Annotated in this window: 26 protein-coding genes and 1 tRNA gene; 18 read left to right on the top strand and 9 right to left on the bottom strand. The window is 40.8% G+C overall.

The genetic code is table 11. The features are described 5' to 3' along the window. Nucleotides 1–129 precede the first annotated feature (129 nt). The gene (locus tag TOL9009_RS0128555) at nt 130–960 is read left to right on the top strand and encodes a DNA adenine methylase (RefSeq protein ID WP_029636718.1); all 831 of its coding nucleotides are present in this window, start codon (nt 130–132) and stop codon (nt 958–960) included. On the opposite strand, the gene TOL9009_RS40775 is transcribed toward TOL9009_RS0128555, so the two are convergent. The 4 genes from TOL9009_RS40775 to TOL9009_RS0128540 form a co-directional block, all read right to left on the bottom strand. Further along, nucleotides 957–1,256: a PD-(D/E)XK nuclease superfamily protein gene (locus TOL9009_RS40775; protein WP_242055452.1), complete on the bottom strand. Its 300-nt coding sequence runs from the start codon at nt 1,254–1,256 to the stop codon at nt 957–959. The two genes, TOL9009_RS0128555 and TOL9009_RS40775, sit on opposite strands and share 4 nt — an antisense overlap. A 563-nt stretch (nt 1,257–1,819) precedes the next feature. Continuing rightward, a complete protein-coding gene (locus tag TOL9009_RS0128545; RefSeq protein WP_029636716.1) occupies nt 1,820–3,040 on the bottom strand; it encodes a HetZ-related protein in 1,221 nt (406 codons plus the stop codon). A 70-nt stretch (nt 3,041–3,110) separates the two neighbouring features. Then, the gene (locus tag TOL9009_RS46325; protein WP_144238363.1) at nt 3,111–3,335 is read right to left on the bottom strand and encodes a hypothetical protein; all 225 of its coding nucleotides are present in this window, start codon (nt 3,333–3,335) and stop codon (nt 3,111–3,113) included. Nucleotides 3,336–3,385: 50 nt separating this feature from the next. After that, nucleotides 3,386–4,042, bottom strand: coding sequence for an L-threonylcarbamoyladenylate synthase (locus TOL9009_RS0128540; protein ID WP_029636714.1), 657 nt, complete (start codon nt 4,040–4,042; stop codon nt 3,386–3,388). A gap of 95 nt (nt 4,043–4,137) precedes the next feature. On the opposite strand from TOL9009_RS0128540, the gene larC reads away from it, so the two are divergent. After that, entirely contained in the window at nt 4,138–5,382 is a 1,245-nt protein-coding gene (larC, locus tag TOL9009_RS0128535; RefSeq protein ID WP_029636712.1) for a nickel pincer cofactor biosynthesis protein LarC, read from the top strand. 125 nt (nt 5,383–5,507) lie between these two features. On the opposite strand, the gene TOL9009_RS0128530 is transcribed toward larC, so the two are convergent. Further along, entirely contained in the window at nt 5,508–6,047 is a 540-nt protein-coding gene (locus TOL9009_RS0128530; protein ID WP_029636710.1) for a DUF6658 family protein, read from the bottom strand. A 609-nt stretch (nt 6,048–6,656) separates the two neighbouring features. Between TOL9009_RS0128530 and TOL9009_RS0128525 the strand changes: the two genes are divergently transcribed. The 7 genes from TOL9009_RS0128525 (at nt 6,657) to TOL9009_RS0128500 (ending at nt 9,827) form a co-directional block, all read left to right on the top strand. Continuing rightward, nucleotides 6,657–7,580 (top strand): lysylphosphatidylglycerol synthase transmembrane domain-containing protein, encoded by a 924-nt coding sequence (locus TOL9009_RS0128525; protein ID WP_029636709.1) that lies wholly within the window; start codon nt 6,657–6,659, stop codon nt 7,578–7,580. A 388-nt stretch (nt 7,581–7,968) separates the two neighbouring features. After that, the gene (locus TOL9009_RS0128520) at nt 7,969–8,175 is read left to right on the top strand and encodes a hypothetical protein (RefSeq protein WP_029636708.1); all 207 of its coding nucleotides are present in this window, start codon (nt 7,969–7,971) and stop codon (nt 8,173–8,175) included. Between the two features lie 70 nt (nt 8,176–8,245). Further along, on the top strand, nt 8,246–8,434 hold the full coding sequence (locus tag TOL9009_RS46320) for a hypothetical protein (RefSeq protein WP_144238362.1): 189 nt from the start codon (nt 8,246–8,248) through the stop codon (nt 8,432–8,434). Nucleotides 8,435–8,454: 20 nt separating this feature from the next. Continuing rightward, nucleotides 8,455–8,679 carry a DUF2281 domain-containing protein gene (locus tag TOL9009_RS0128515; protein WP_029636707.1) on the top strand — a complete coding sequence of 75 codons (225 nt, stop codon included), beginning with the start codon at nt 8,455–8,457 and terminating at the stop codon, nt 8,677–8,679. Then, entirely contained in the window at nt 8,679–9,083 is a 405-nt protein-coding gene (locus TOL9009_RS0128510; protein WP_029636705.1) for a type II toxin-antitoxin system VapC family toxin, read from the top strand. Before TOL9009_RS0128515 ends, TOL9009_RS0128510 begins: the two co-directional genes overlap by 1 nt. A 245-nt stretch (nt 9,084–9,328) precedes the next feature. After that, nucleotides 9,329–9,583, top strand: a complete 255-nt coding sequence (locus tag TOL9009_RS0128505; protein ID WP_029636703.1) for a DUF4258 domain-containing protein — start codon at nt 9,329–9,331, stop codon at nt 9,581–9,583. Between the two features lie 13 nt (nt 9,584–9,596). Next, the gene (locus TOL9009_RS0128500; protein WP_029636701.1) at nt 9,597–9,827 is read left to right on the top strand and encodes a DUF2283 domain-containing protein; all 231 of its coding nucleotides are present in this window, start codon (nt 9,597–9,599) and stop codon (nt 9,825–9,827) included. Between the two features lie 303 nt (nt 9,828–10,130). Here TOL9009_RS0128500 and TOL9009_RS0128495 read toward each other — a convergent pair whose 3' ends face one another. Further along, nucleotides 10,131–10,412: a hypothetical protein gene (locus TOL9009_RS0128495; protein ID WP_029636699.1), complete on the bottom strand. Its 282-nt coding sequence runs from the start codon at nt 10,410–10,412 to the stop codon at nt 10,131–10,133. Nucleotides 10,413–10,476: 64 nt separating this feature from the next. After that, nucleotides 10,477–11,007 (bottom strand): hypothetical protein, encoded by a 531-nt coding sequence (locus TOL9009_RS0128490; RefSeq protein WP_029636697.1) that lies wholly within the window; start codon nt 11,005–11,007, stop codon nt 10,477–10,479. A 283-nt stretch (nt 11,008–11,290) separates the two neighbouring features. On the opposite strand from TOL9009_RS0128490, the gene TOL9009_RS47910 reads away from it, so the two are divergent. The 4 genes from TOL9009_RS47910 (at nt 11,291) to TOL9009_RS48555 (ending at nt 12,966) form a co-directional block, all read left to right on the top strand. Further along, a complete protein-coding gene (locus TOL9009_RS47910; protein WP_186227672.1) occupies nt 11,291–11,461 on the top strand; it encodes a hypothetical protein in 171 nt (56 codons plus the stop codon). A 149-nt stretch (nt 11,462–11,610) separates the two neighbouring features. Further along, a complete protein-coding gene (locus TOL9009_RS48565) occupies nt 11,611–12,345 on the top strand; it encodes a helix-turn-helix domain-containing protein (protein WP_029636695.1) in 735 nt (244 codons plus the stop codon). Between the two features lie 83 nt (nt 12,346–12,428). Then, nucleotides 12,429–12,620, top strand: a complete 192-nt coding sequence (locus tag TOL9009_RS48560) for a transposase (protein WP_144238361.1) — start codon at nt 12,429–12,431, stop codon at nt 12,618–12,620. Further along, complete coding sequence (locus tag TOL9009_RS48555) at nt 12,607–12,966, top strand: hypothetical protein (protein ID WP_144238360.1); 360 nt, start codon at nt 12,607–12,609, stop codon at nt 12,964–12,966. The genes TOL9009_RS48560 and TOL9009_RS48555 overlap by 14 nt, the downstream gene beginning before the upstream one ends. On the opposite strand, the gene nagZ is transcribed toward TOL9009_RS48555, so the two are convergent. After that, nucleotides 12,938–14,020, bottom strand: a complete 1,083-nt coding sequence (gene nagZ / locus TOL9009_RS0128465; RefSeq protein WP_029636691.1) for a beta-N-acetylhexosaminidase — start codon at nt 14,018–14,020, stop codon at nt 12,938–12,940. The genes TOL9009_RS48555 and nagZ overlap by 29 nt on opposite strands. Before the next feature lies 1 nt (nt 14,021). Here nagZ and TOL9009_RS46300 point away from each other — a divergent pair, with 1 nt between their 5' ends. Then, nucleotides 14,022–14,192 carry a hypothetical protein gene (locus TOL9009_RS46300; protein WP_186227671.1) on the top strand — a complete coding sequence of 57 codons (171 nt, stop codon included), beginning with the start codon at nt 14,022–14,024 and terminating at the stop codon, nt 14,190–14,192. Here the strand turns inward: TOL9009_RS46300 and TOL9009_RS0128455 are convergent. Next, the gene (locus tag TOL9009_RS0128455; RefSeq protein WP_029636689.1) at nt 14,186–15,412 is read right to left on the bottom strand and encodes a septal ring lytic transglycosylase RlpA family protein; all 1,227 of its coding nucleotides are present in this window, start codon (nt 15,410–15,412) and stop codon (nt 14,186–14,188) included. The genes TOL9009_RS46300 and TOL9009_RS0128455 overlap by 7 nt on opposite strands. Nucleotides 15,413–16,554: 1,142 nt before the next feature. Here TOL9009_RS0128455 and pds point away from each other — a divergent pair. The 4 genes from pds to TOL9009_RS0128435 all read left to right on the top strand — a co-directional run bounded on the left by pds (nt 16,555) and on the right by TOL9009_RS0128435 (nt 20,747). Further along, on the top strand, nt 16,555–17,994 hold the full coding sequence (gene pds, locus TOL9009_RS0128450) for a 15-cis-phytoene desaturase (RefSeq protein WP_029636687.1): 1,440 nt from the start codon (nt 16,555–16,557) through the stop codon (nt 17,992–17,994). Continuing rightward, the gene (crtB, locus tag TOL9009_RS0128445; protein ID WP_029636685.1) at nt 17,978–18,910 is read left to right on the top strand and encodes a 15-cis-phytoene synthase CrtB; all 933 of its coding nucleotides are present in this window, start codon (nt 17,978–17,980) and stop codon (nt 18,908–18,910) included. Before pds ends, crtB begins: the two co-directional genes overlap by 17 nt. Before the next feature lie 185 nt (nt 18,911–19,095). Beyond that, nucleotides 19,096–19,187, top strand: a tRNA-Ser gene (locus TOL9009_RS0128440). A gap of 240 nt (nt 19,188–19,427) precedes the next feature. Beyond that, nucleotides 19,428–20,747: an ABC transporter substrate-binding protein gene (locus tag TOL9009_RS0128435; RefSeq protein WP_029636684.1), complete on the top strand. Its 1,320-nt coding sequence runs from the start codon at nt 19,428–19,430 to the stop codon at nt 20,745–20,747. Nucleotides 20,748–20,764 lie beyond the last annotated feature (17 nt).

Below are 20,764 nucleotides of genomic sequence, written 5' to 3'. Positions count from 1 at the left end.
GGTTTGTTTTGATGTGCCCCATCAATTTAATTGTAATATATAAGGTTGGTAAATTACTCAATCAATAGAAAATATAGTTCGTCAGTTATCTTAGCTATATTTAGTCTTAGTCGCGACTATTTTAATTAAATGTTAAGTCAATCTAAATCAACTTTACCGCGTCCCTTTTTGAAATGGGCGGGCGGCAAAAGTAAGTTGATTAAACAATATCTTACTCATTTACCATCCGAAAATACTTATAAAAATTACTATGAGCCATTCTTAGGTGGTGGTGCAATTTTTTTTCATATCCAACCTTCAAAAGCTATTTTGACTGACATTAATACAGAATTAATTACTACTTATCGCTGTGTTCGGGATAATATTCAAAAATTAATTTCTCTGCTAAAAGAGCATGAAAGCAAACATAGTAGAGATTATTATTATAGTGTACGAGCTAATCCAGGAAAAACTGATTTAGAAAAAGCCGCTCGTCTAATTTATCTGAATAAAACCTGCTTTAACGGTCTTTATCGGGTAAACTCACAGGGTAAATTCAATGTACCTTTAGGCAAATACAAAAATCCTAATATTTGTCCGGAAGATTTACTAATTGCCGCTTCCAAAGCACTTTATCAAGCTGAAATAAAATCTGCTAATTTTACAGAAATACTCAATCATGCAACTTCTAGTGATGATTTCGTTTATTTTGATCCACCATATTATCCCATAAGTGAAACTAGTTATTTTACATCTTATACTAATTATTCTTTTAAAGAGAATCAGCAAATTCAACTAAGAGATATATTTGTGACATTATCTGAACGTGGTGTAAAGGTTATGCTATCTAATTCAGATTGCGAATTTATTCGCAACCTTTATAGTGGTTTTAATATCCACACTATATCAGCAGCAAGGGCAATTAATTCTAATGCTAAAAAAAGAGGGAAAATTAACGAGATTTTAGTAACTTCATATTAAAGGTTATTGTTAGACCAGACAAGAAATGAACTTAAGGTATGAACTGCTAGCAAATTTTGATTGTCACCAACTTGCTTGATTAACCAAGAAATAGCTTGTGGTTTCATTCCTCCTCCGTCAATTAATACTACTGCTTGTGCAGGATAGCATTTTTGAATATTTAAGTTGAGATAAGGCAGTTTTTCATCGACAGAACCGCTAGTTTGCTGCCATTTACACTCAATAATCAAGCCAGAAGAAATTGAGGTAGCACCAATAATAAAAAAGTCGTCATCTTGATCCTGATAATTTTTCAAAGTTTATAAATTTAGCATTCCACGGAAGCAGCAGAAAATTATCAGTTACTTAATATGAATTTTTAATTGGAGATGGGAAAGACTAGTACCGCTTCTTTGGAAGTCACGCATTCAAAAGTAATATGGAGTAACCTTTTTAGCGATTGAGAATGGTTGGTTTATTTACGCCAGCCTGTACTATAGCGCTTCTCGTTTGAATCAAATACAGATTTATCTGCGTTCATCTGCGTTCATCTGCGTTTCCTTAATTCTTTGATGTATTGCACCCAACTGAGAAGCGCTATAGGTTTGTAAATAGAAAGTAAAAATAAGTTGGTAATTTTGTACTAAATAAATACAGTAGCTATGGATTTAAAAGGGTTTTAAGCTTTGATATGATTTCACAATTTACAAATCTAATAAATCGCCCAATACTTAAATTCCCCCCCTTTGTAGGGAGGGAAGATAAGGAAGATTAATTGAAGTGAAGGTTAGATAAAACATCTAGAATAAATGCTTACAGAATTAGGATAAAGCTTAGAAAATGCTGATATTATTTAATATCACCCTACTATATTAAAGCTTTAACCAGCCTGGGCTTCAGAATTATTATTACGAATAGCCCATGCAAGTTCTAGAAGTTGAGTCCAACGCTTTTGCAGTTGTTTGGGAGTGCATTTAATTGCTTTGGCGATCGCCTGATCGCTATGTTTTGCACTTTTCAACTGCAAGATTTGCTGTTGCTGCGGTGAAAGTTGATTCAAAAAGGTTTCCCACTGCTGCGAAGATAGTCCCAGCTTGTGATCCAAACCGGCACCCAACCATTGATGTACTAATTGCCAATGGTGTTGCTTGGAAAACTTTTCTACATGATATTTAAAACGCTGTTGCAAATAATCGCGCTGACGACTGGTTAAACCGAGAATAGAGTCAATTTCTGGTGCTGACAGGTCTTGGAGTTTTAAGGTGAGATAATCAACGCAGTCAGATTGACCTTGAGATTCTAGATATTTCATCAACTCAGCGATAACGCGATCGCGCTCAGATTCTTCAGCTGGATCGAAACTAGCTTGAGCAAGCATTTGCGATCGCACTTGCTGCACTGCCGAGTTACGCTGATAAGATTCTCCTTCTTCACCTTTAGCAGATTCCACCGCCATTTCAATATCAACCGTAGTTTCCTGCGGCTGACGACGGGCAAAACCTTGAGCACGCAGTATAATCAATTGCTGATTGGCACCACCTGGTAAATTAATCCGGCGTTTGGCATACTGCTCTGTAAACGCCATGTATTCTGCTAATTCCAACTGAGTGCGGGGAGTGTAATTCTCCGGTAATTCGTTTTCCCGCCGAAAAGCTTTGATCGCTTCGATGTAAAATGCTTGTAAGAAATCTTCAATCAGATTGTAACGAGCTTCAAATTTTAACTCGCCGCCCGCTGTTGCAATGTGACGGTAAACAATTGCACCAAGATGGCTATGTAATTCTACACGCCCTTGTTTAGAACCCAATTGATAGTAACGCAGGCATTTTTGCTGGCGATGCCTTGCTAATGTTAGCTGCCAAGACTTTATTTCTCCAGAATTTTGGATGCGATGGCTCTTATCGCAAATACGTTCCACTTCTTTGGCGATGCGTGTGACTACAGATTCTACACTCGCAGGCGTAGCTTTCACAGCCGCTTGCATTTCCTTACATAGCAGCTTTATCAAAGCATCGGCGTTGCTTGCTGATAAATCTTCGCTCGTAACGTGGTTGTCTAAAGATGGTTCAGATATGGGTAGATTGGCGAGGTTAACTTTCATGACTTTTCCTAGGAGGGGTATAGCACCGTAACTTCAAGCAGACACAGCATCCAAGGCAAGCCTCAGATATTTATAACAAGCCCTGCTCACATATATGTATGAGTATAAAGAATATGCAAAAATTACGGCGATGTCGGTGTGTCGGTTTTTTCATCAGCAACCGGATAGCGACTGGCACAAGGGTATGTGCCATTGCTAAAAATCGCTTATAACCGTTACTGTGCCGACTTTTGCCGTCATCCCAATCATAGCCGCTCCCAGCGTTATCGGTATGACAATTTGCAAACTGGAGCATCTTTTTTCTCATTTTCCGAAATTACCGAGGCAGTAACTGAAGTAAACTTATTACACCCAAGCTACTGCTTCCTCCCAGCCTAAACCCCGCCTAGTAATCGCTGGTTCCTCTCCCGTCAAATCCAAAATAGTAGACACTTCATATGTGGGTTCCTCGCCAGTATCCACAATCACATCTACCAAATTGTCCAAACGGTCAAATAAATCTACTCGCGACAGAATATCCTCTATATCTACCTCAATTTCCTCATCTTCTTTATCTACGGGCAAATGTGCAGAAGTCGAAATAATCGGATTTTCTAAAGCCGCTAACAATGCCAAACACACTGGATGATTTGGTACGCGAATCCCCGTAGTTTTCCGCTTGGGACTTTGCACTAGTCGCGGTACTAACTTGGTGGCAGGTAACAAAAATGTGTAAGGTCCAGGAATCAAGCGCTTCATAATTCGATAAGCTGTGTCACTCACCGAAGCATAAGTTGCCACATTTGAAAGGGAAGGACACAAAAACGTCAGGGGTTTATCATTTGCTAGCTGTTTAATTTGCCGCACCCGTTCCACCGCCGATTTAGCATTCAAGTCACAACCGATCGCGTAAACTGTATCGGTAGGGTAAAGCATTACTGCTCCACTAGCAAGTGCCTCCTTTATTTCTTGTATTCGTCGGCTTTGGGGATTATCAGGATGGACAGAGAAAATTGTTGCCATAGGGGAGTGGGTAGACAAGGGGGACAAGGGGATAACTGTTGTAGAGACGCGATTAATCGCGTCTCTACTAATAATTAAATTATCAGGGAAAAAATATGAGTAAATTCGCTTACATTCAATGTCCGACGGGTATTTCGGGTGATATGTGCCTGGGAGCTTTGGTAAGTCTAGGTGTTCCGGAAGAATATTTAATTGAAAAACTGAATAAGTTGGGAATTGAGCATGAGTATAAGTTAAGAGCAGAATTTGTTCATCGTAACGGTCAGCAGGCAACAAAAGTTCATGTAGATTTAACTCACCACCATCATCATGACGATGAACACCATCACCATCATGGACGCCATCTGCCAGAAATTGAGCAAATGATTCTCAATGCAGAGTTGCCAACACGAGCAGAAGCTTGGAGTTTGGCGGTATTCCGGCAGTTAGCAGTGGCAGAAGGAGCGGTGCATGGTATTGCACCGGAAAAAGTTCATTTTCATGAAGTGGGTGCGGTGGATGCGATCGCGGATATTGTCGGTACTTGTCTGGGTTTGGATTGGTTGGGCATTGATAGCAACGAAAAAGGAATGCCCTTACTATACTGCTCGGCGTTACCCACTGGTGGGGGAACTGTTCGCGCTGCACACGGTTTGATGGCTGTACCAGTGCCGGCTGTGTTGAAATTATGGGAAATGCGGAGTTGTCCAGTTTATAGTAACGGCATTGACAAGGAATTGGTGACACCGACGGGAGCAGCGCTCGCTACTACTTTAGCGGCTGATTTTGGTGCTCCACCACCAATGACAATTAAACAAGTCGGTTTGGGAGCAGGTTCAATTAATTTACCGATTCCGAATATTTTACAAATTTGGTTGGGTGAAAGTACAATTTCTCCCTTAATAGAAACGATATCAATATTAGAAACTCAAATTGATGACTTAAATCCCCAAGCGATCGGTTATGTTTTTGAAGCGTTATTTGCTGCTGGTGCTGTGGATGTATTTACTTGTGCGATCGGCATGAAAAAATCCCGTCCTGGGATTCTATTAACTGTCATTTGCCATCCAGAAAATTTACTTAAGTGTGAAGCCATTTTATTTCGTGAAACCACCACTTTAGGAATTCGTCGCTCTACTCAAGAACGCGCCATTTTACAACGGGAAATTCAACAAGTGGAAACTCAATATGGTGTCGTGCGCGTGAAAGTTGCATGGATGGGGAAAGAAGTTAGGGCAAACGTGCAGCCAGAATATGAAGATTGTGCAGAATTAGCGCGAAAAAACAATATTCCTTGGCGTGAAATTCAGCAGATGGTATTACACAATTGGCATACAAAAAACGGTGTTACTGAATATTGAGAGACGTTCCACCGGAACGTCTCTACAAATTATGAATAAAAAACGTTCGTAGTAGCAATTTTTAAATTGCTGCTACGAACGTTTATAAAGCTGTTCAGAAACAGACCTTTATTTAATCAGGTTCTTTAATTAACTGTTCTGTTAATAGCATCCCCTGCATCTTGAGTTGTACGCTCAAGATTTTTCTTTGCATCATCAGCCGCACGTTGAGCATTTTTTGTCAAGTCTTCGGCAGCATCCTGAGTGTTGTCTTTGATATTTTCCACTCCTCGCTGAACTCCCTTCGCAAAATCCTCAGCTGTATTGCCAATTTTATCTTTTGCACCCTCAGCGCTTTGCTGAAGGTTCTTGCCAGGAGTGCCTTCACCGAAAGAACTTGTTTTGTTAATGAGGTTTTGTTCAGCATTTTGCTTGAGAGCTTCAGCTTTAGGTTTCACTTCTTTTCCTCTGGGATCTGTATCCCCGAAGTTATTCATTCCACCTTCGTAGGGATTAAGAACTTTATCACCTTTGGGAACGGCTATCTCAGAATTAGCTCCTGCTTTTGGTTCTCCTGCATTTACCGAACCACAAGCTTGTGTAACAATCAGTAAGACCCCCATACACAAAACCGTCAATATTTTAATTGGGCGAATATTTTTTAGCCAAGCAATTACTTTGCTCATGTTGTTACTCCTTGTGTTTGTGTGAATAAGTTAAACTTTAACTAGGATAACCCAGTACTTTGAAGTTTGAAATTTCTATACAATCTCAAATTTCAGATAAAAAAGAGTTTTATCTACGTGGTGGTAAGTTGATGAATATTTAATCAACTTTGTTAAGTTTAGAATAAAAAAGGTAACTTTTTCCTCTAGCGAAGGTCACATTTTCACTACTACATTCACTTCATTGTTCTCTAACTTAAGAGAGATATAAGCTACTATAATTAATTTGGGATTCGCTTGTGCCAATTTACTTTTCTTTTCTCTTATATGAATATTTAGTTATCAATTCATGCTTGCTTATGCAAAACTTGAGATTGAAGTTAATTAATTTATGGGAAACTTTCGATGCGGCTTCACATTTGTCTTACACAAAATCTGTAGTTGTTTGCCGTTTTGACAACTGAAATATCAACACTAATTTTTAATTGAGGACAAAGTTTAATAATGATGAGGATATGAAAACTTGTTAAGAGAAATTCACATTTTTATAAAACTTGGGTATATATGGGAAATTTACCATAATATTTTAGGTGTTCAGCCATAGGAAATTTTATCAGTTAAATTACCAAAATGATGAAGCAATTTTTACGCTGGCTAATTTTGGGGGGAACGCTATTTTTTTTAGCCAGAGCTTTTAAGGATCACTGGCTTGAGGTGACAGCCATCCGCATTGATGGAGTTGGATGGGCAATTATAGCGATCGCTACAGGCGTAACAATGCTTGCACACACTTGGGCAGGCTGGGTATGGACTTGGGTTCTGCAAGAGTTAAATCAACCTGTAGAATCTGTCCATTTTATTCAAGTTTACCTCAAAACAAACATCGCCAAGTATTTGCCAGGTAATATTTGGCATCACTACGGGCGAATTGTTGCCGCCAAAAATGCCAATGTTTTACCAAGCGCAGCCACCTTGAGCGTATTGCTAGAACCGTTACTGATGGCAGCAGCTGCTTTAATTATCATTATTTCATTTGGCGGCACATTTGCAGCAGGCAATGTCAACTTATTGGCGCAAATAGCACAACTGCTGGCTTTGCTGGGAGTGCTTTGTGTGGTTCATCCCCGATTTTTGAACCCGACTATTAGATTTTTGCAACGCTTGAAGGCGAGAATGTCTAATACTATTGCCAAGTCAAATCCGAGTGTGAGTATTAGACGCTATCCCGTGCGACCTTTGTTAGGAGAACTCGGTTTTTTGGGACTGCGAAGCCTTGGGTTTATATTAACTATGTTCGCTTTAGGTCCGTTGAATTTCAGTCAAATTCCTTTATTAATGGGTGCTTTTAGTTTCGCTTGGTTAGTGGGGTTTGTCGTTCCTGGTGCTCCGGGGGGTTTGGGTGTATTTGAAGCCACAGCGATCGCCTTATTACAAAATCGCTTTCCACCTGCTATAGTCATCAGTGCGATCGCTCTCTATCGCCTAATTAGCATTGTCGCTGAAACCGCTGGTGCAGCATTAGCTTGGCTCGACGAACGCCAAACTCAGTCATAAGTGCTGAATTTATAATATCAAACCAATTTTAACTAACATTGATAAAATGCTAGTTCTTAAAAAGTTAGGACAACTCCAGGAAGTTGACACTCAAGCATTGCGTAATATTTTGCAGGTTAACTTGCTGCCATAGATGTGGTAGTGCGATCGCTCTATATAATCGTGTCATCGCGCTTTGCGATAAGCTAAACTCAAATCAATAAAGTCTTATTTGAAAAATGGTATCTACTGAGTGGGAGCATCCCACCTTTTTGAATCAATACCCTGGAAGGGTATCGCTATACAAACGAAGCCTGCCTTCGCAGGCTAAACTTCTATAGCCTGCGAAGGCAGGCTTTGTTTTTATAGCCCCAGGAATCTCGCGCCTGTGGGCGTTTGAAAAACTGGGATGCTCCCTACTGAGTTAATAGAACAATTACGCAAACTCAATCGTGCAGGTAAACTTCAGGTGATTAAACTTTTAGCTACTGAACTATCAAATGAAGAAAATAACCTGATACAATCTGATGCATCCTACCCAGTTTGGTCTCCCTACGATGCTGTCGAAGCTGCCAATATTATGTTAGAAGCTTTAAATGCTGAAACTTCTCCTTAAATGATTAATAATCCAGCAAGATATTCTTTTATTTCAACCGATAGTACATTATGAACCGCCTAAAATCATCGTGTCGGGAGAAAGTGCGATCTGCGCTTCGCTCTTTACTCGCTTCGCGATCGCATTAAATTATCGTGTCGGGAGAAAGTGCGATCGCGTCAAAGTTATTGGGTTATGTAGAGTGCGATCGCAACTAATAATCCTAATCCATTCCGCAATATCTTTTTATCCTTTTAATTATAGTCAAGGTAATATGTAATTAAAAAAGGTGATAAATACATGAATATTGAGCAAGCAGTCTTAGAAAAATTGCGCCAGCTACCTGTAGATAAGCAGCAAGAGTTATTGAATTTTGCCGAATTTTTGTATCAAAAAAATACTCCTAAAACTCCCTTGCGTAGCGTTAGAGGGTTATGTGGTGATTTAAAAATAGATATTACAGAAGAAGACATTGCCCAAGCGCGGCAAGAAATGTGGGGTAATTTTCCCAGGGATATCATTTGATGACATCAGTAGTTGCAGATACACACACTTTAATTTGGTATATTTTTGACTTAGAGAGACTATCAGAAACTGCCTTAACAGCTTTGGAGGAAGCAGTTAATAATGGTAATCCTATTTATGTATCAGCTATCTCAGTAGTTGAAATTGCTTATTTGGTTGAAAAGGGACGCTTCACTGAAGAGGTATTAACACGAATTATAAATGCTTTAGATAACCCTAATGTAGGTATCGTATTAGCACCTTTGGATCGTAATGTTTCGGGAGCAATTCGACAAATCGACCGAGTAACTGTTCCTGATATGCCTGATAGAATTATTGCAGCTACTGCTTTTTCTTTAGGTCTTCCCCTAGTTACCCGCGATTTGCGGATTCAGGCATTAACAACGATTCAAACTATTTGGTGATATTGATAGAAAAGCGATCGCCTGAAATTATCGAGTTATCGAAAGTGCGATCGCATTAAATAATCGTGTTATCGAGAGTGCGATCGCATGAAGTAATCGGGTTATGAAAAAGTGCGATCGCATGAAATAATCGGGTAATCGAAAGTGCGATCGCCCAAATAGACTTTTATCAAAGATTGCCCCAGGTCTCCTTCTTAGCTTATATGTTGTTATAGTGTTAACAGGAGCAGGTTCAAGTAAACTCTATGAAGCCAATTCGTTTTACCAAACACTCTTTATCGCAATGCATAGAGCGTGGTACAAATGAGCTAGAAGTTACTGAAGCAATTCTTAATGGCAATCAAAAGCCAGCCAAGCAAGGCAGACTTGAATATCGTTACGACTTTCAGTTCAATGGAGAATGGCAAGGACGCTCCTATGCTATTAAACGAGTTTCGCCAATCATTGCCGAAAACGAGACAGAGATTGTAGTGATTACTGTGTATACATTTTATTTTTGAAGAAAGTGACCCTATGAAAATTAGTTATGATCAAGAAACTGACTCACTTTATATTCGCCTAGTCGATGGATATCATGAATGTCGTACTTTGCGCTTAAATGATGAAATAGCATTAAATATTGGTGCAGGTGAAGTTTTAGTTGGTGTAGAAATTCTTGATGCAAAACAGGTTATTGGATCGGGTCAGTTGCCACAAATTGTTCTAGAGAATATCCCATTTCAGGTTATATCAACGGCACATTGAAGCCATAAAAAGTCTAGTTCTGAAACATTAATCGCTCTGCTAAAGAACGCGATCGCATGAAATTACAGGGTTATGGGAAACAGTGATAGCCTAAAATAATCTTGTAATAAAAGGCGATCGCATGAAATTAGCGTGTCGGGAGAAAGTGCGATCGCTCTATATAATCGTGTCGGGAGAAAGTGCGATCGCTATAATCGTGTAATTGAGAGTGCGATCGCCTAAAAAAATCGTGTCATGGAAGGCGATCGCATGAAATTATCGAGTTATCGAAAGTGCGATCGCCTGAAAATTAATATGCCTAAACTAGTTTAAAAACTCAAGCCCTATGAAAACATTTACTGCGATTATTGTTCGTGGAAACTTGAGACTTGTTCCAGGCACAAGTTCAACCCAATCGTCATAAGTGAGATCGTAAGAGTTTTCTGAACCATTTTGGGATATCCATTCCACTTTGACTTGATCGCGATTAATTACATAATTTTCAGGAGCGGTGTTGCTATCCCAACCAGATGTTGCAGTATGTCTAGCCCCATCAAAGTCAGTTTCCTGAGTAGTTATTTCAGACCAAATTTCAAAACCAGCCATTTTCAAGTTTCTCCTTGAATTATTAAGTTATTGATTGTGCTTGCAATCGCAAAGAGCCAACGTACTAGTTTCTGATCCGAATATAAGGCTGATAAGTATTTGGCATGGAAGTACATCTTGGCTTTCCAAAAACCTTCAAACACTCCGCACGATTGTAAGTCTCTTTTCCTACAGCTATTGATAATCCGGCGATACGCATATTAACTTCATTGCCGCTAAAAGAAGCACGTATCGATGACAAAAGTTTCTGCACTGTTAATTCTCGTTGTAAAGTCTGCGCTACTGCTGGAGATTTCTTTGACGCTTCCCTAGATAGCTGCGCCAGCGACTCTCTAGCAAAGTTAGAGAAATAAGTAGCAGTTGCTCCTCCTCCCGATACCGTCGCATCTAAAGCTATAACACCAGCTATTTTCAGTTCTTCTTCATGACTTATCTCCTTTGAGTAAAAAACTGTCCAACCATTTTCTAAATTACCTCTTCTTTCCCATTTATTAGTTTTGTGATAAGCAGAAGCACTATTTGGTGAAGCTACTACCCCTGCGATACCGATGATAGAAACAACTCCAACAGTCGCAAAAACATTCAAGAATTTCATATGTTTAATGTACGGTAAAAATTATTGTGAATTACGAAACTATTACTTAGGTGAGTTACTGTAGATAGTTTCTGATTCTGGTATATAAAAAACATAACCAAACCCTTCACCCCAAGTCACCTAATGAGCATTAGCAACATCATTAGCAATTTCCGCAACTAATCTTGATGAAGCTACCAGTCCTTATATTCACGGAATTGTAAAGACTATGTGTTTTTTTTTAATAAGTATAAACACTGGTTTAAAATATCTATTAGTAAAATTTATTCAGACCATAAGTGTTATGACATTACACTCATCACGACGAAGCGATGATTTAGCGGAGAAGTTTGCCGAAGCAAACGAGTGTTGGAACCTCGATAAATTATACCAAGTTATTGCGGTTGCCAAACAGCAAGAAAGACGCAGGCAGTGCAAACAACTGACTCCGACAGAAAAAGCTTGTCTGCGCTGATTGGGGAGAAGGGATTGATGTCTCTATTTTCTACGATCGCACGGATGAGTTAACTAAGTACAGCTTTGCACAAGTTCGTAGCGAATTGACAAGAGAAATTTGTTGAGTGTAGGGTAAGCATAATAAACATCTCTCAACCATTCAGTATTATGATTGGTCGGCAAAAAACTTATAGGGTGCAATTAACGGAAGAAGAAAAAAAGCTGTTGCAACAACAAGCACTTGCGCGTAAAACAGGACAAAGCAAAGCTAGACGAGCAAAAATCATCATAAAAGTTCAGGAAAATCCAGATTGGACGGATGCTGAAATTGCTGGAGATATAGGGTGTTCATCTGGTCTGGTACGTAAGTGGCGCAAACGCTGGTGTCAAACTCGTAGCTTGGAAGAAGCCCCACGTTCTGGTCGTCCTTGTTTGTTTCAAGCGATTGTAAAAGCACAAGTCACAGCGATCGCTTGCAGCAAACCAACAGATTTTGATATACCGTTGGCGAGGTGGAGTTGTAGCGATATTGCGGCACATCTAGTCACACTGGGTATTGTAGTTTCCATCGCAACATCAACAGTTTGGCGATGGCTAAAATCTGAAAGGATAAAGCCTTGGCGCTTTCATGCTTGGATGCACCGGATTGATGATAATTTCGTTGAAAAAGCAACACCCGTACTCAGATTATATGCCCAAGCTAAATTTTTACTTTCTGCTGGATTGTGGGTAGTGTGCGTAGATGAGAAAACTTCAATCCAAGCACGACTCATGCTTACATCCGAATTCTCCAGCAGGTGTAGATCGACCAGTTCGCTTTGCAGCCCGATATGTCAGAGAAGGAGCAACACATCTTTTTGCAGCTTTAAGTGTTGCCGAGGGGTTGATTTATGGTTGTTTTAGTCCAACAAAAACATTTATCGATTTTCAGACATTTCTACTATCGGTATTAATCCCAGAAGCTAAACGCCCTTGGTGTACGCCATATTTACTTAATCCTTGACAATGGCTCTACTCATGCACCAAAACAATTACAGGCTTGGTTGAATCAGAAACAAAAAGAGGAAGGTTGGAAGTTTACAGTTGAAGTTGTCTGGCTGCCAAAATATGCATCTTGGTTAGATCAAATCGAAATTAGCTTTGTGCATTTTACAGCGAAAACTATTGACTCCGAATGATTTTCCTGACTTGAATACGTTACAGCAACGTATCACCGATTTTATTGTTCGCCACAATGACTCTGCACAACCCATAAAATGGTCATATACAGTGGCACAGATGATGGAGAAATTCGCGCTCGTATTAATGCTCTTCTGTACTAAGCTACAACAGTGGGTTGAACAAGATAAATGTCGCTTAGTTGCACTGGTAGGGATAAATGGAGTTGGCAAAACAGCTTTATCAGTTAAGTTAACGCAACTAGCGCAAGAGGGTTTCGAGTTTGTAATTTGGCGCAGTTTGTGTGATGCTCCTGTAAGCTTTCATTGCTCTGAGCCTAAAAATTGCAAGCGATCGCCAATTTAGCATGTCGCAACAAGGTATCTTCGTCAAGATTATGAACTATATATTGAGGAGTTACCTCAAGTAGTTTATCAATTCGTGCTTTAGAAACTGCAACTACCGATTCATCAAGACTACCCTTATCAAGTGAACTAGAGAAATCTTGAGCGATCGCATAAGTCCTTTCCAAAGATGATGAATTGATATTGCGGGAAACTATAAATAAATCGCAACCTGCATTAAACGCTTTTACGACAGTTCCAGTTTTCATGAACAGATCTGAGACAGCTTTCATATCTAAGTCATCAGATACAATCACTCCCTCAAATTTAAGTTCTTTTCTAAGGATGTCATTTAAAATAGATTTTGATAGGGTTGCCGGCACATCTGCATCTATCTGAGGGAATAGAATGTGTGCGGTCATAATCATCGGTATGTGTTGAGAGATCAGCGCTTGAAAAGGAATTAATTCACGCGATCGCAAATCTTCTACTGTCAAATTTAGCGTTGGTAGCTCAATATGCGAATCTTGACTAGTGTCTCCATGTCCGGGGAAATGCTTTGCACATCCCAAAATCCCTGACTCCTTCAACCCCAAATAATAATTGCAGGCATTTTGTGCAGCAGTTTGTGCATTAGTGCCAAAAGCACGAGATCCAATGATGGGATTCTGAGGATTAGAAAAAATATCCGCTACAGGAGACCAAGATACATTGATTCCCAATGACTTTAATTCTAATGCTGTTGCCTTCGCTACTTCAATAGCCAGTGTTCCTAACAAGAAAGCATGAGGAAATCGAGTGATGGGCATTGGTGTGCGAATCACAGAACCTCCCTCATGGTCAAGGGTAAGAAACATCAAGTCACGTTCAGCGTATTGTCTTACCTGGTCAATCAGTTCCTTGAAAGCTTCCAGCCAAATTTGATAATGAGTACCTTGACGAAAATTCTTCGCAAAAAATATCACCCCAATCGGTTTCAATTCACTGAGAGCGCGTTTATCATCATCGCTTAATGTGGTACCCGAAATACCCAGAATTAGGTGATGTCCAAAGCGCTCAAGTTGCGATAGTGGCATAATGGCTTACCTATGGCAGAAATGGGGACTGGGGACTGGGGACTGGGGACAAGGAGACAAGGAGACAAGGAGACAAGGAGGACAAGGGAGAATTTGCTCCTCCAATTACCCAATGCCCAATGCCCATTGCCCATTGCCCAATTCCCATTTACCCACAATTGCTGTTCAATAATCTGAAACTCTCGTGAGTTTTCTACTTGTTTTGAGATTTGCGGTAGAAACAGATGAATTTTTCAAAGTCATCTTCGGTTCGTTACTTTGCAAAATCACGGCTTTATAAGGTACTACTCCAGCAGTTTCGCTGTTGATACACCTTGCTGCTTCCCTTGACAAATCGAGGCTTCTTGGTGGAATATAAGGACCGCGATCGTTTACGCGCACAATCACAGAGTTGCCATTCTTTAAATTAGTCACCTGTAAAAAGGTGTTAAAAGGCAGTGACTTATGAGCAACTGTTAATTCATCTTGATTGTACTTCTCCCCATTCGCGGTTGTTCGACCATGAAAATAACCACCATACCAAGAAGCTAAACCAAACATTTTTTTCTTGGAAGGAATTAAACCATACATTTTTTGCTGTCCTTCCACCAGTGAAAAAGCAGGTGCTTGCAAAGCTGAACGAAGATTGTTAATCCACTCAATCGCTAGTAGTTCACCACTGCGGTGAATTTGGCGAGAAACTTCTTTTTCGATTCCAAATAAAAAGCGATTTCCTGCCATTAACGCGGGTATACCGTCAACTAATGCTGGTCGGAATTGATTAGCATCTAACCTAGGCAAATTGACGACTTGCGTTAAACGTTGTTGCATTGATTTGGCTTCGATTTCGTCGGGTAAACTCGCAATTTTACGGTTATTTACCCACACTTCATAGTTGTCTTGGTCGCGACGAACAACTACTACTGGTGTTGTTGCAAAGCCTTGTTCCATCGTCGAAAAGTTGAAGAAATTTTGCAGCGATCGCAAAATCTTATTTGGCAACAAATCTCGGTTATTCAGGCTTGATTCTATCAACCGAGGAATCGGCAAAACACTTGCTGTTTTTACTGGAATCTGTTCAGATGCAATATCTGACACAGAACTACAAAACTTATTTTTACTTTCCTTGACTCCGTTGAAAGAAACATTCGATAACTTAGCTTTCGTTGGTGTTGATTCTTTAGAACCCCAATCTATCTTCAAAAACCTTGTAGGCAATATCGTCGTACTCCAAACATTTAATCGCTGTTTAGGTGTCTCCAAAAATTCCCGCTTGTTACTTAATAATTTATCCAGATTGGATGAAACCTTTGTCGGAGAAACCTTTGGCATAAAACTTGGTGGCAAGTTTTCGCTCAACGACAAAAATGAACCAATCCAAGATGCAAAGCAAAAAAATCCAAAAAATAGCATGGTCAAATCAAGTTTTAGGTACCCGCATACATAAGAAGTGCAACCCTAGTCTTGGCAAAGATAATTTTTACCCCAAAAAGTCAAACTACATATCCTTTGCCAATTCAAATAAATTTCTCCTTAGTTAGAGGCACGCTAATGAGCGATCCCCAGCAGAAGTCATATTATCCTGTTGTTGGCAAATAAGTAAATAAAGCTTTGAGATGATGTTGTCGATCATTTACTACTTTTTCATTTAAATTTGTTATGAATAATTCTAAGAAAAACCTTAAAATAAAGATGCAATGCATTATTTGCAATAGTAAAAATACTTATCTTTGTTGTAAAATTGACATATATGCTACACAAGCTTCATCGTCTATTTAAGTAATCTATACGGTTAAACAGCTAGCATTTTTACCAATGCCGTAAAGTTATCAATCTCGCAAATGCTCATCCTTGCTGAATAAATCAGTTATTCAGAGATAATAATGATGAATGAATGTGTAGTATTTTTTCAAATAAAAGTTGTCATTAGTACAAAACCAAATTTGAAGTCCCTTAGCAGCTTTTCCAGCTTAGGTATAGCAAATATACTTTCAGAGTAAATTATTTAATAATCAGTGGTTCCAAGAAGGTAGGAAGCATAATGGGCAAGGTTTTCATGTTTCTATGATGTGGCAAAAGTCCCAAAAAGTTCAGGGATGAATAATTTGAATAATTTATAACTCAAACAAATAAATTTTAATGAAGAACTAAATAAAAAATTTAAAACCTGCCAATCCAAGCAGAGTAATGATTTTCACCCGTCACGAGGTGGATAGGTGAAAATAATGGGGATTGGGAACAATAAAAGCATTCATCCCAGGCAAAGACGCACCGATGGGCTTTCTGCTTTAACTTGCTGTAAGCGGGGATTTTGCTGTTTTGTCGAAAGTCCAAGTGAATACGTCGTCAGAAAACGGCACAAATAATTACCGATAATCGTTCTGGAGATTTGAGCGATCGCGATCGTCCATTAGAGCTACAGTTGAGCCGTAAAAGATTGAAAATTTTTGACAAAGTACAGACGATCGCGATCAGGGATGATAAATGTAACGGATTGCAACGTATAATGAAAAACGAGAAAACGGTTAAGAAATATTGAAGAAAAGTAAGGTTAAATGCGAGTAGCGATCGCTGGTGCGGGTTTAGCAGGACTTTCCTGCGGGAAATATCTCACGGACGCAGGACACACACCAATTGTTTTGGAAAGCCAAAACGTATTGGGTGGCTTGGTGGCAGCGTGGAAAGACTCAGACGGCGACTGGTACGAAACCGGATTGCACGCTTTCTTTGGAGCATACCCGAATATGCTTCAGTTATTCAAAGAGTTAGGAATTGAAGACCGGCTGCAATGGAAACAGCACACGCTAATTTTCAATCAGCCAGAAAAGCCAGGAACCCTCTCACGTTTTGATGTTCCGGATATTCCGGCACCTTTCAACGTGATCATGGCGATTCTTCGCAATAATGACATGCTGACTTGGGAGCAGAAGATTAAGTTCGCCATTGGGCTACTCCCAGCCGTGGTTCGCGGTCAAAAGTATGTTGAAGATATGGATAAGTACACTCTTATCGAGTGGCTGAGAAGGCAAGGTGTAGACGAACGGGTGAATAGTGATATTTTTATCGCTGCATCCAAAGCGTTGACCTTTATCAATCCGGATGAAGTTTCCGCCACAATTTTATTAACAGCACTGAATCGCTTTCTCCAAGAACGATATGGCTCTAAGATTGCCTTCTTGGATGGTTCTCCTACCGAGCGATTGTGTCAACCGATAGTAGATCATATTACCTCTGGTGGCGGCGAAGTGCGGTTAAATGCGCCCCTGAAAGAGATAATGCTAAACGATGACGGGAGCGTCAAAGCGTTCTTAATTCGAGGCTTGAATGGCGCAGCAGATGAAATTATTACCGCTGACTTATATGTTTCGGCAATGTCAGTGGATGTAATGAAAGTGATGTTACCCAAACCTTGGCAGGAAATAGAGTTTTTCCAAAAGCTTGAAGGATTGTCAGGTGTGCCAGTAATTAACTTGCATCTGTGGTTCGATCGCAAACTGACAGATATAGACCACTTGTTATTTTCGCGATCGCCTCTCCTCAGCGTTTATGCTGATATGAGCAACACCTGCCGCGAATACGCCAATCCCAATCGCTCAATGCTGGAATTAGTTTTAGCACCCGCGAAAGATTGGATCGACAAATCCGATGAGGAAATTGTCAGCGCTTCCCTTGTCGAACTGGAAAAACTCTTTCCTGACGACTTAGGGGGAGATAATCCAGCAAAACTGCTGAAATATCATGTCGTTAAGACACCGCGATCGGTTTATACAGCGATACCTGGTCGCCAACAATACCGCCCCACCCAAGTTACCCCGATAAGTAACTTCTATCTCGCAGGCAGTTACACAATGCAACGTTACTTAGGAAGTATGGAAGGTGCCGTGCTTTCTGGTAAGCTTACAGCGCAGGCGATTTCGGAAGTACACCCGGAGGTAAATTCCTCAAGCCTGCAAACGCCAACCCGACCGCCTGCAACGAATGCTGCAACTGCCTGATTCCAAAGCGCGCATGAAAACGCTGGTCTCTGTGGATGAGTCCTATAAACTTTGTCGCCAACTTATAGCAAAGTACTCCACGACTTTTTACCTTGGCACTTTGTTAGTGAGTAAGGAAAAGCGTCCCGCTATTTGGGCAATTTACGCTTGGTGTCGCCGAACAGACGAACTGGTGGATGGTCCAGGTGCTGCTATGACTACGCCGGAAACCTTAGATTTATGGGAACAGCAGCTAGAATCTATTTTTAGCGGCTGCGCTCTTGAAAATTTCGATGTGGCTTTGGTAGATACCATCCAGCGCTTCTCAATGGACATTCAACCCTTTCGGGATATGATTGCCGGTCAGCGTATGGACTTATACCGTAGCCGCTATGAAACATTTAAAGAGTTATACCTTTACTGTTACCGTGTAGCAGGCACCGTCGGTTTGATGTCAACGGCAGTGATGGGAGTTGATGCGAACGCCAACACAGCGCCGTGGAATCGCCAAAAACCGACATACATTCCCACCGAAGAAGCGATCACTTTAGGAATTGCCCACCAACTCACCAACATCCTCCGGGATGTTGGGGAAGACGCAAGGCGAGGACGAATCTACATTCCCCAAGAAGACTTGGCGCGATTCAACTACACTGAACAAGATTTGTTGAAAGGTGTTGTAGATGAGCGCTGGCGCTCTCTCATGGGTTTTCAAATTGCCAGGGCACGCCAATATTATATTAAAGCAGAAAAGGGAATATGTTACTTATCACCCGATGCCCGTTTGCCCGTGTGGGCATCTTTGATGCATTACAGCCGCATTTTAAATGTAATTGAACGTAACAATTATGATGTGTTCAGTCAACGCGCCTACGTCCCTCAGTGGAAAAAGTTAAGCAGTTTGCCAGTAGCTTGGCTGCGATCGCAAGTCCTCTAACTTTAGAAGGGTAGTTGATAGTAGTTAGTCGATAGTGGATAGTAGTTAGTAGTTAATAGTATTTTTTGACCCCCAACCCCCAACTCCCATCTACCATCAACTATCCACCATCAACTATCCAACAAATAACAAATTCCCCCTTGACTCACCCTTGAAAATCTGATAAGATCAATAATCGTGAGCCTGGAGAGGTGGCTGAGTGGTCGAAAGCGGCAGATTGCTAATCTGTTGTACGGCAGGCAACTCCGTACCGAGGGTTCGAATCCCTCCCTCTCCGTTTTTCCAGTCTGAATTGAGCTTCGTAGTACGCACTTCAGTGCCTAAGATAAGCGCTTAAGCGCTTACTACAAATCTCTACCAAAGCTGTAGAAATTATCCACCTAGAGACAGACACTTTTACCTCTAAAGGATGATGATATTATTTATCATCGGGAGTTCTGTCAGATAAAACTAAACTGATAATCCAGTTAGAATAATGCTTTCAGGCTCCCATAAATCAGAGGAGTGAAAGTAATTTATGAAAAAAATCAATTCCGCCTTAGCCCTAAGTTTAGCTACTTTATTATCTGGCTTCCTCGCGGCAGCTTGTACGAAAACCACTACAACTACTACTAGCACTACTACCACAACTACTTCCCCAGCTAGTTCAACTACCACAGCGAGTAATGGCAAAGGACTGAAAATTGGTTCCCTGTTACCATCAACTGGGGACTTAGCTTCCATCGGTCAGCAAATGGTGGGTTCTGTTCCCTTACTTGTGGATACAGTTAACGCTTGTGGTGGGGTGAATGGCGAAAAAGTCACCCTCGTGTCAGTAGACGACCAAACCGATCCTAGAGCCGGTGCTGCGGGGATGACGAAATTGGCAACCGTAGATAGAGTTGGTGGTGTAGTTGGGTCTTTTGCCAGCAGCGTTTCTACAGCCGCAGTTTCCATCGCTACACCCAATAAAGTAATGTTGATTTCTCCAGGTAGTACTAGCCCGGTGTTTACCGAAAAGGCAGGTAAAGGAGATTATAAAGGTTATTGGGCGCGTACTGCTCCCCCCGATACCTACCAAGCATTAGCCTTGGCTCAACTTGCGAATAAAAAAGGCTTCAAAAAAGTTTCTACCGTTGTGATAAATAACGACTACGGTGTAGGCTTTGAAAAAGCATTTGTCCAAGCTTTTGAGAAATTAGGTGGAACAGTAGTTAACAAAAACAGCCCCACCCGTTACGACCCCAAAGCCACCACTTTTGATACCGAAGCTCAAGCAGCTTTTGCCGGTAAACCGGATGCCGTATTGGTCGTAGCTTATGAAGAGACTGCTAGTTTACTACTAAAAACTGCTTATCAGCAAGGTCTGGCTCAGGGAGTACAGATTATGTTGACAGATGGCACCAAGTCAGATACCTTCCCGAATAGAGTCGGTAAAGCTGCCGATGGTAAATATATTGTTAGTGGAGCGATCGGTACCGTACCTGGTTCCAATGGTAAAGGATTAGATGCTTTCACCAAACTTTGGCAATCCAAAAAAGGATCTCCACCAGCACCATATACTGCTCACGCTTGGGACGCAGCCGCTTTGTTAGCATTGGCAGCGCAATCCGCTAAAGATAATACAGGTGTCGGCATAGCCAGCAAAATCCGTGAAGTTGCCAATGGTCCAGGTACAGAAGTTGCTGATGTCTGCGAGGGACTGAAGTTACTCGCTGAAGGTAAGAAAATCAACTATCAGGGAGCTAGTGGCAACGTAGATATTGACGCAAATGGCGATGTGGTCGGTGTTTACGATGTTTGGACAGTTGGTGACGACGGCAAAATCAAGACGATAGATAAAGTTAGCCCTAAATAAAAATTAGGGCATGGGGC

This window comes from [Scytonema hofmanni] UTEX 2349 (assembly GCF_000582685.1).
Classification (GTDB): Bacteria; Cyanobacteriota; Cyanobacteriia; order Cyanobacteriales; family Nostocaceae; genus Hassallia; species Hassallia hofmanni.
The sequence above is the reverse complement of the archived record's forward strand: the minus strand, read 5'-3'. Positions and strand labels throughout refer to the sequence as shown.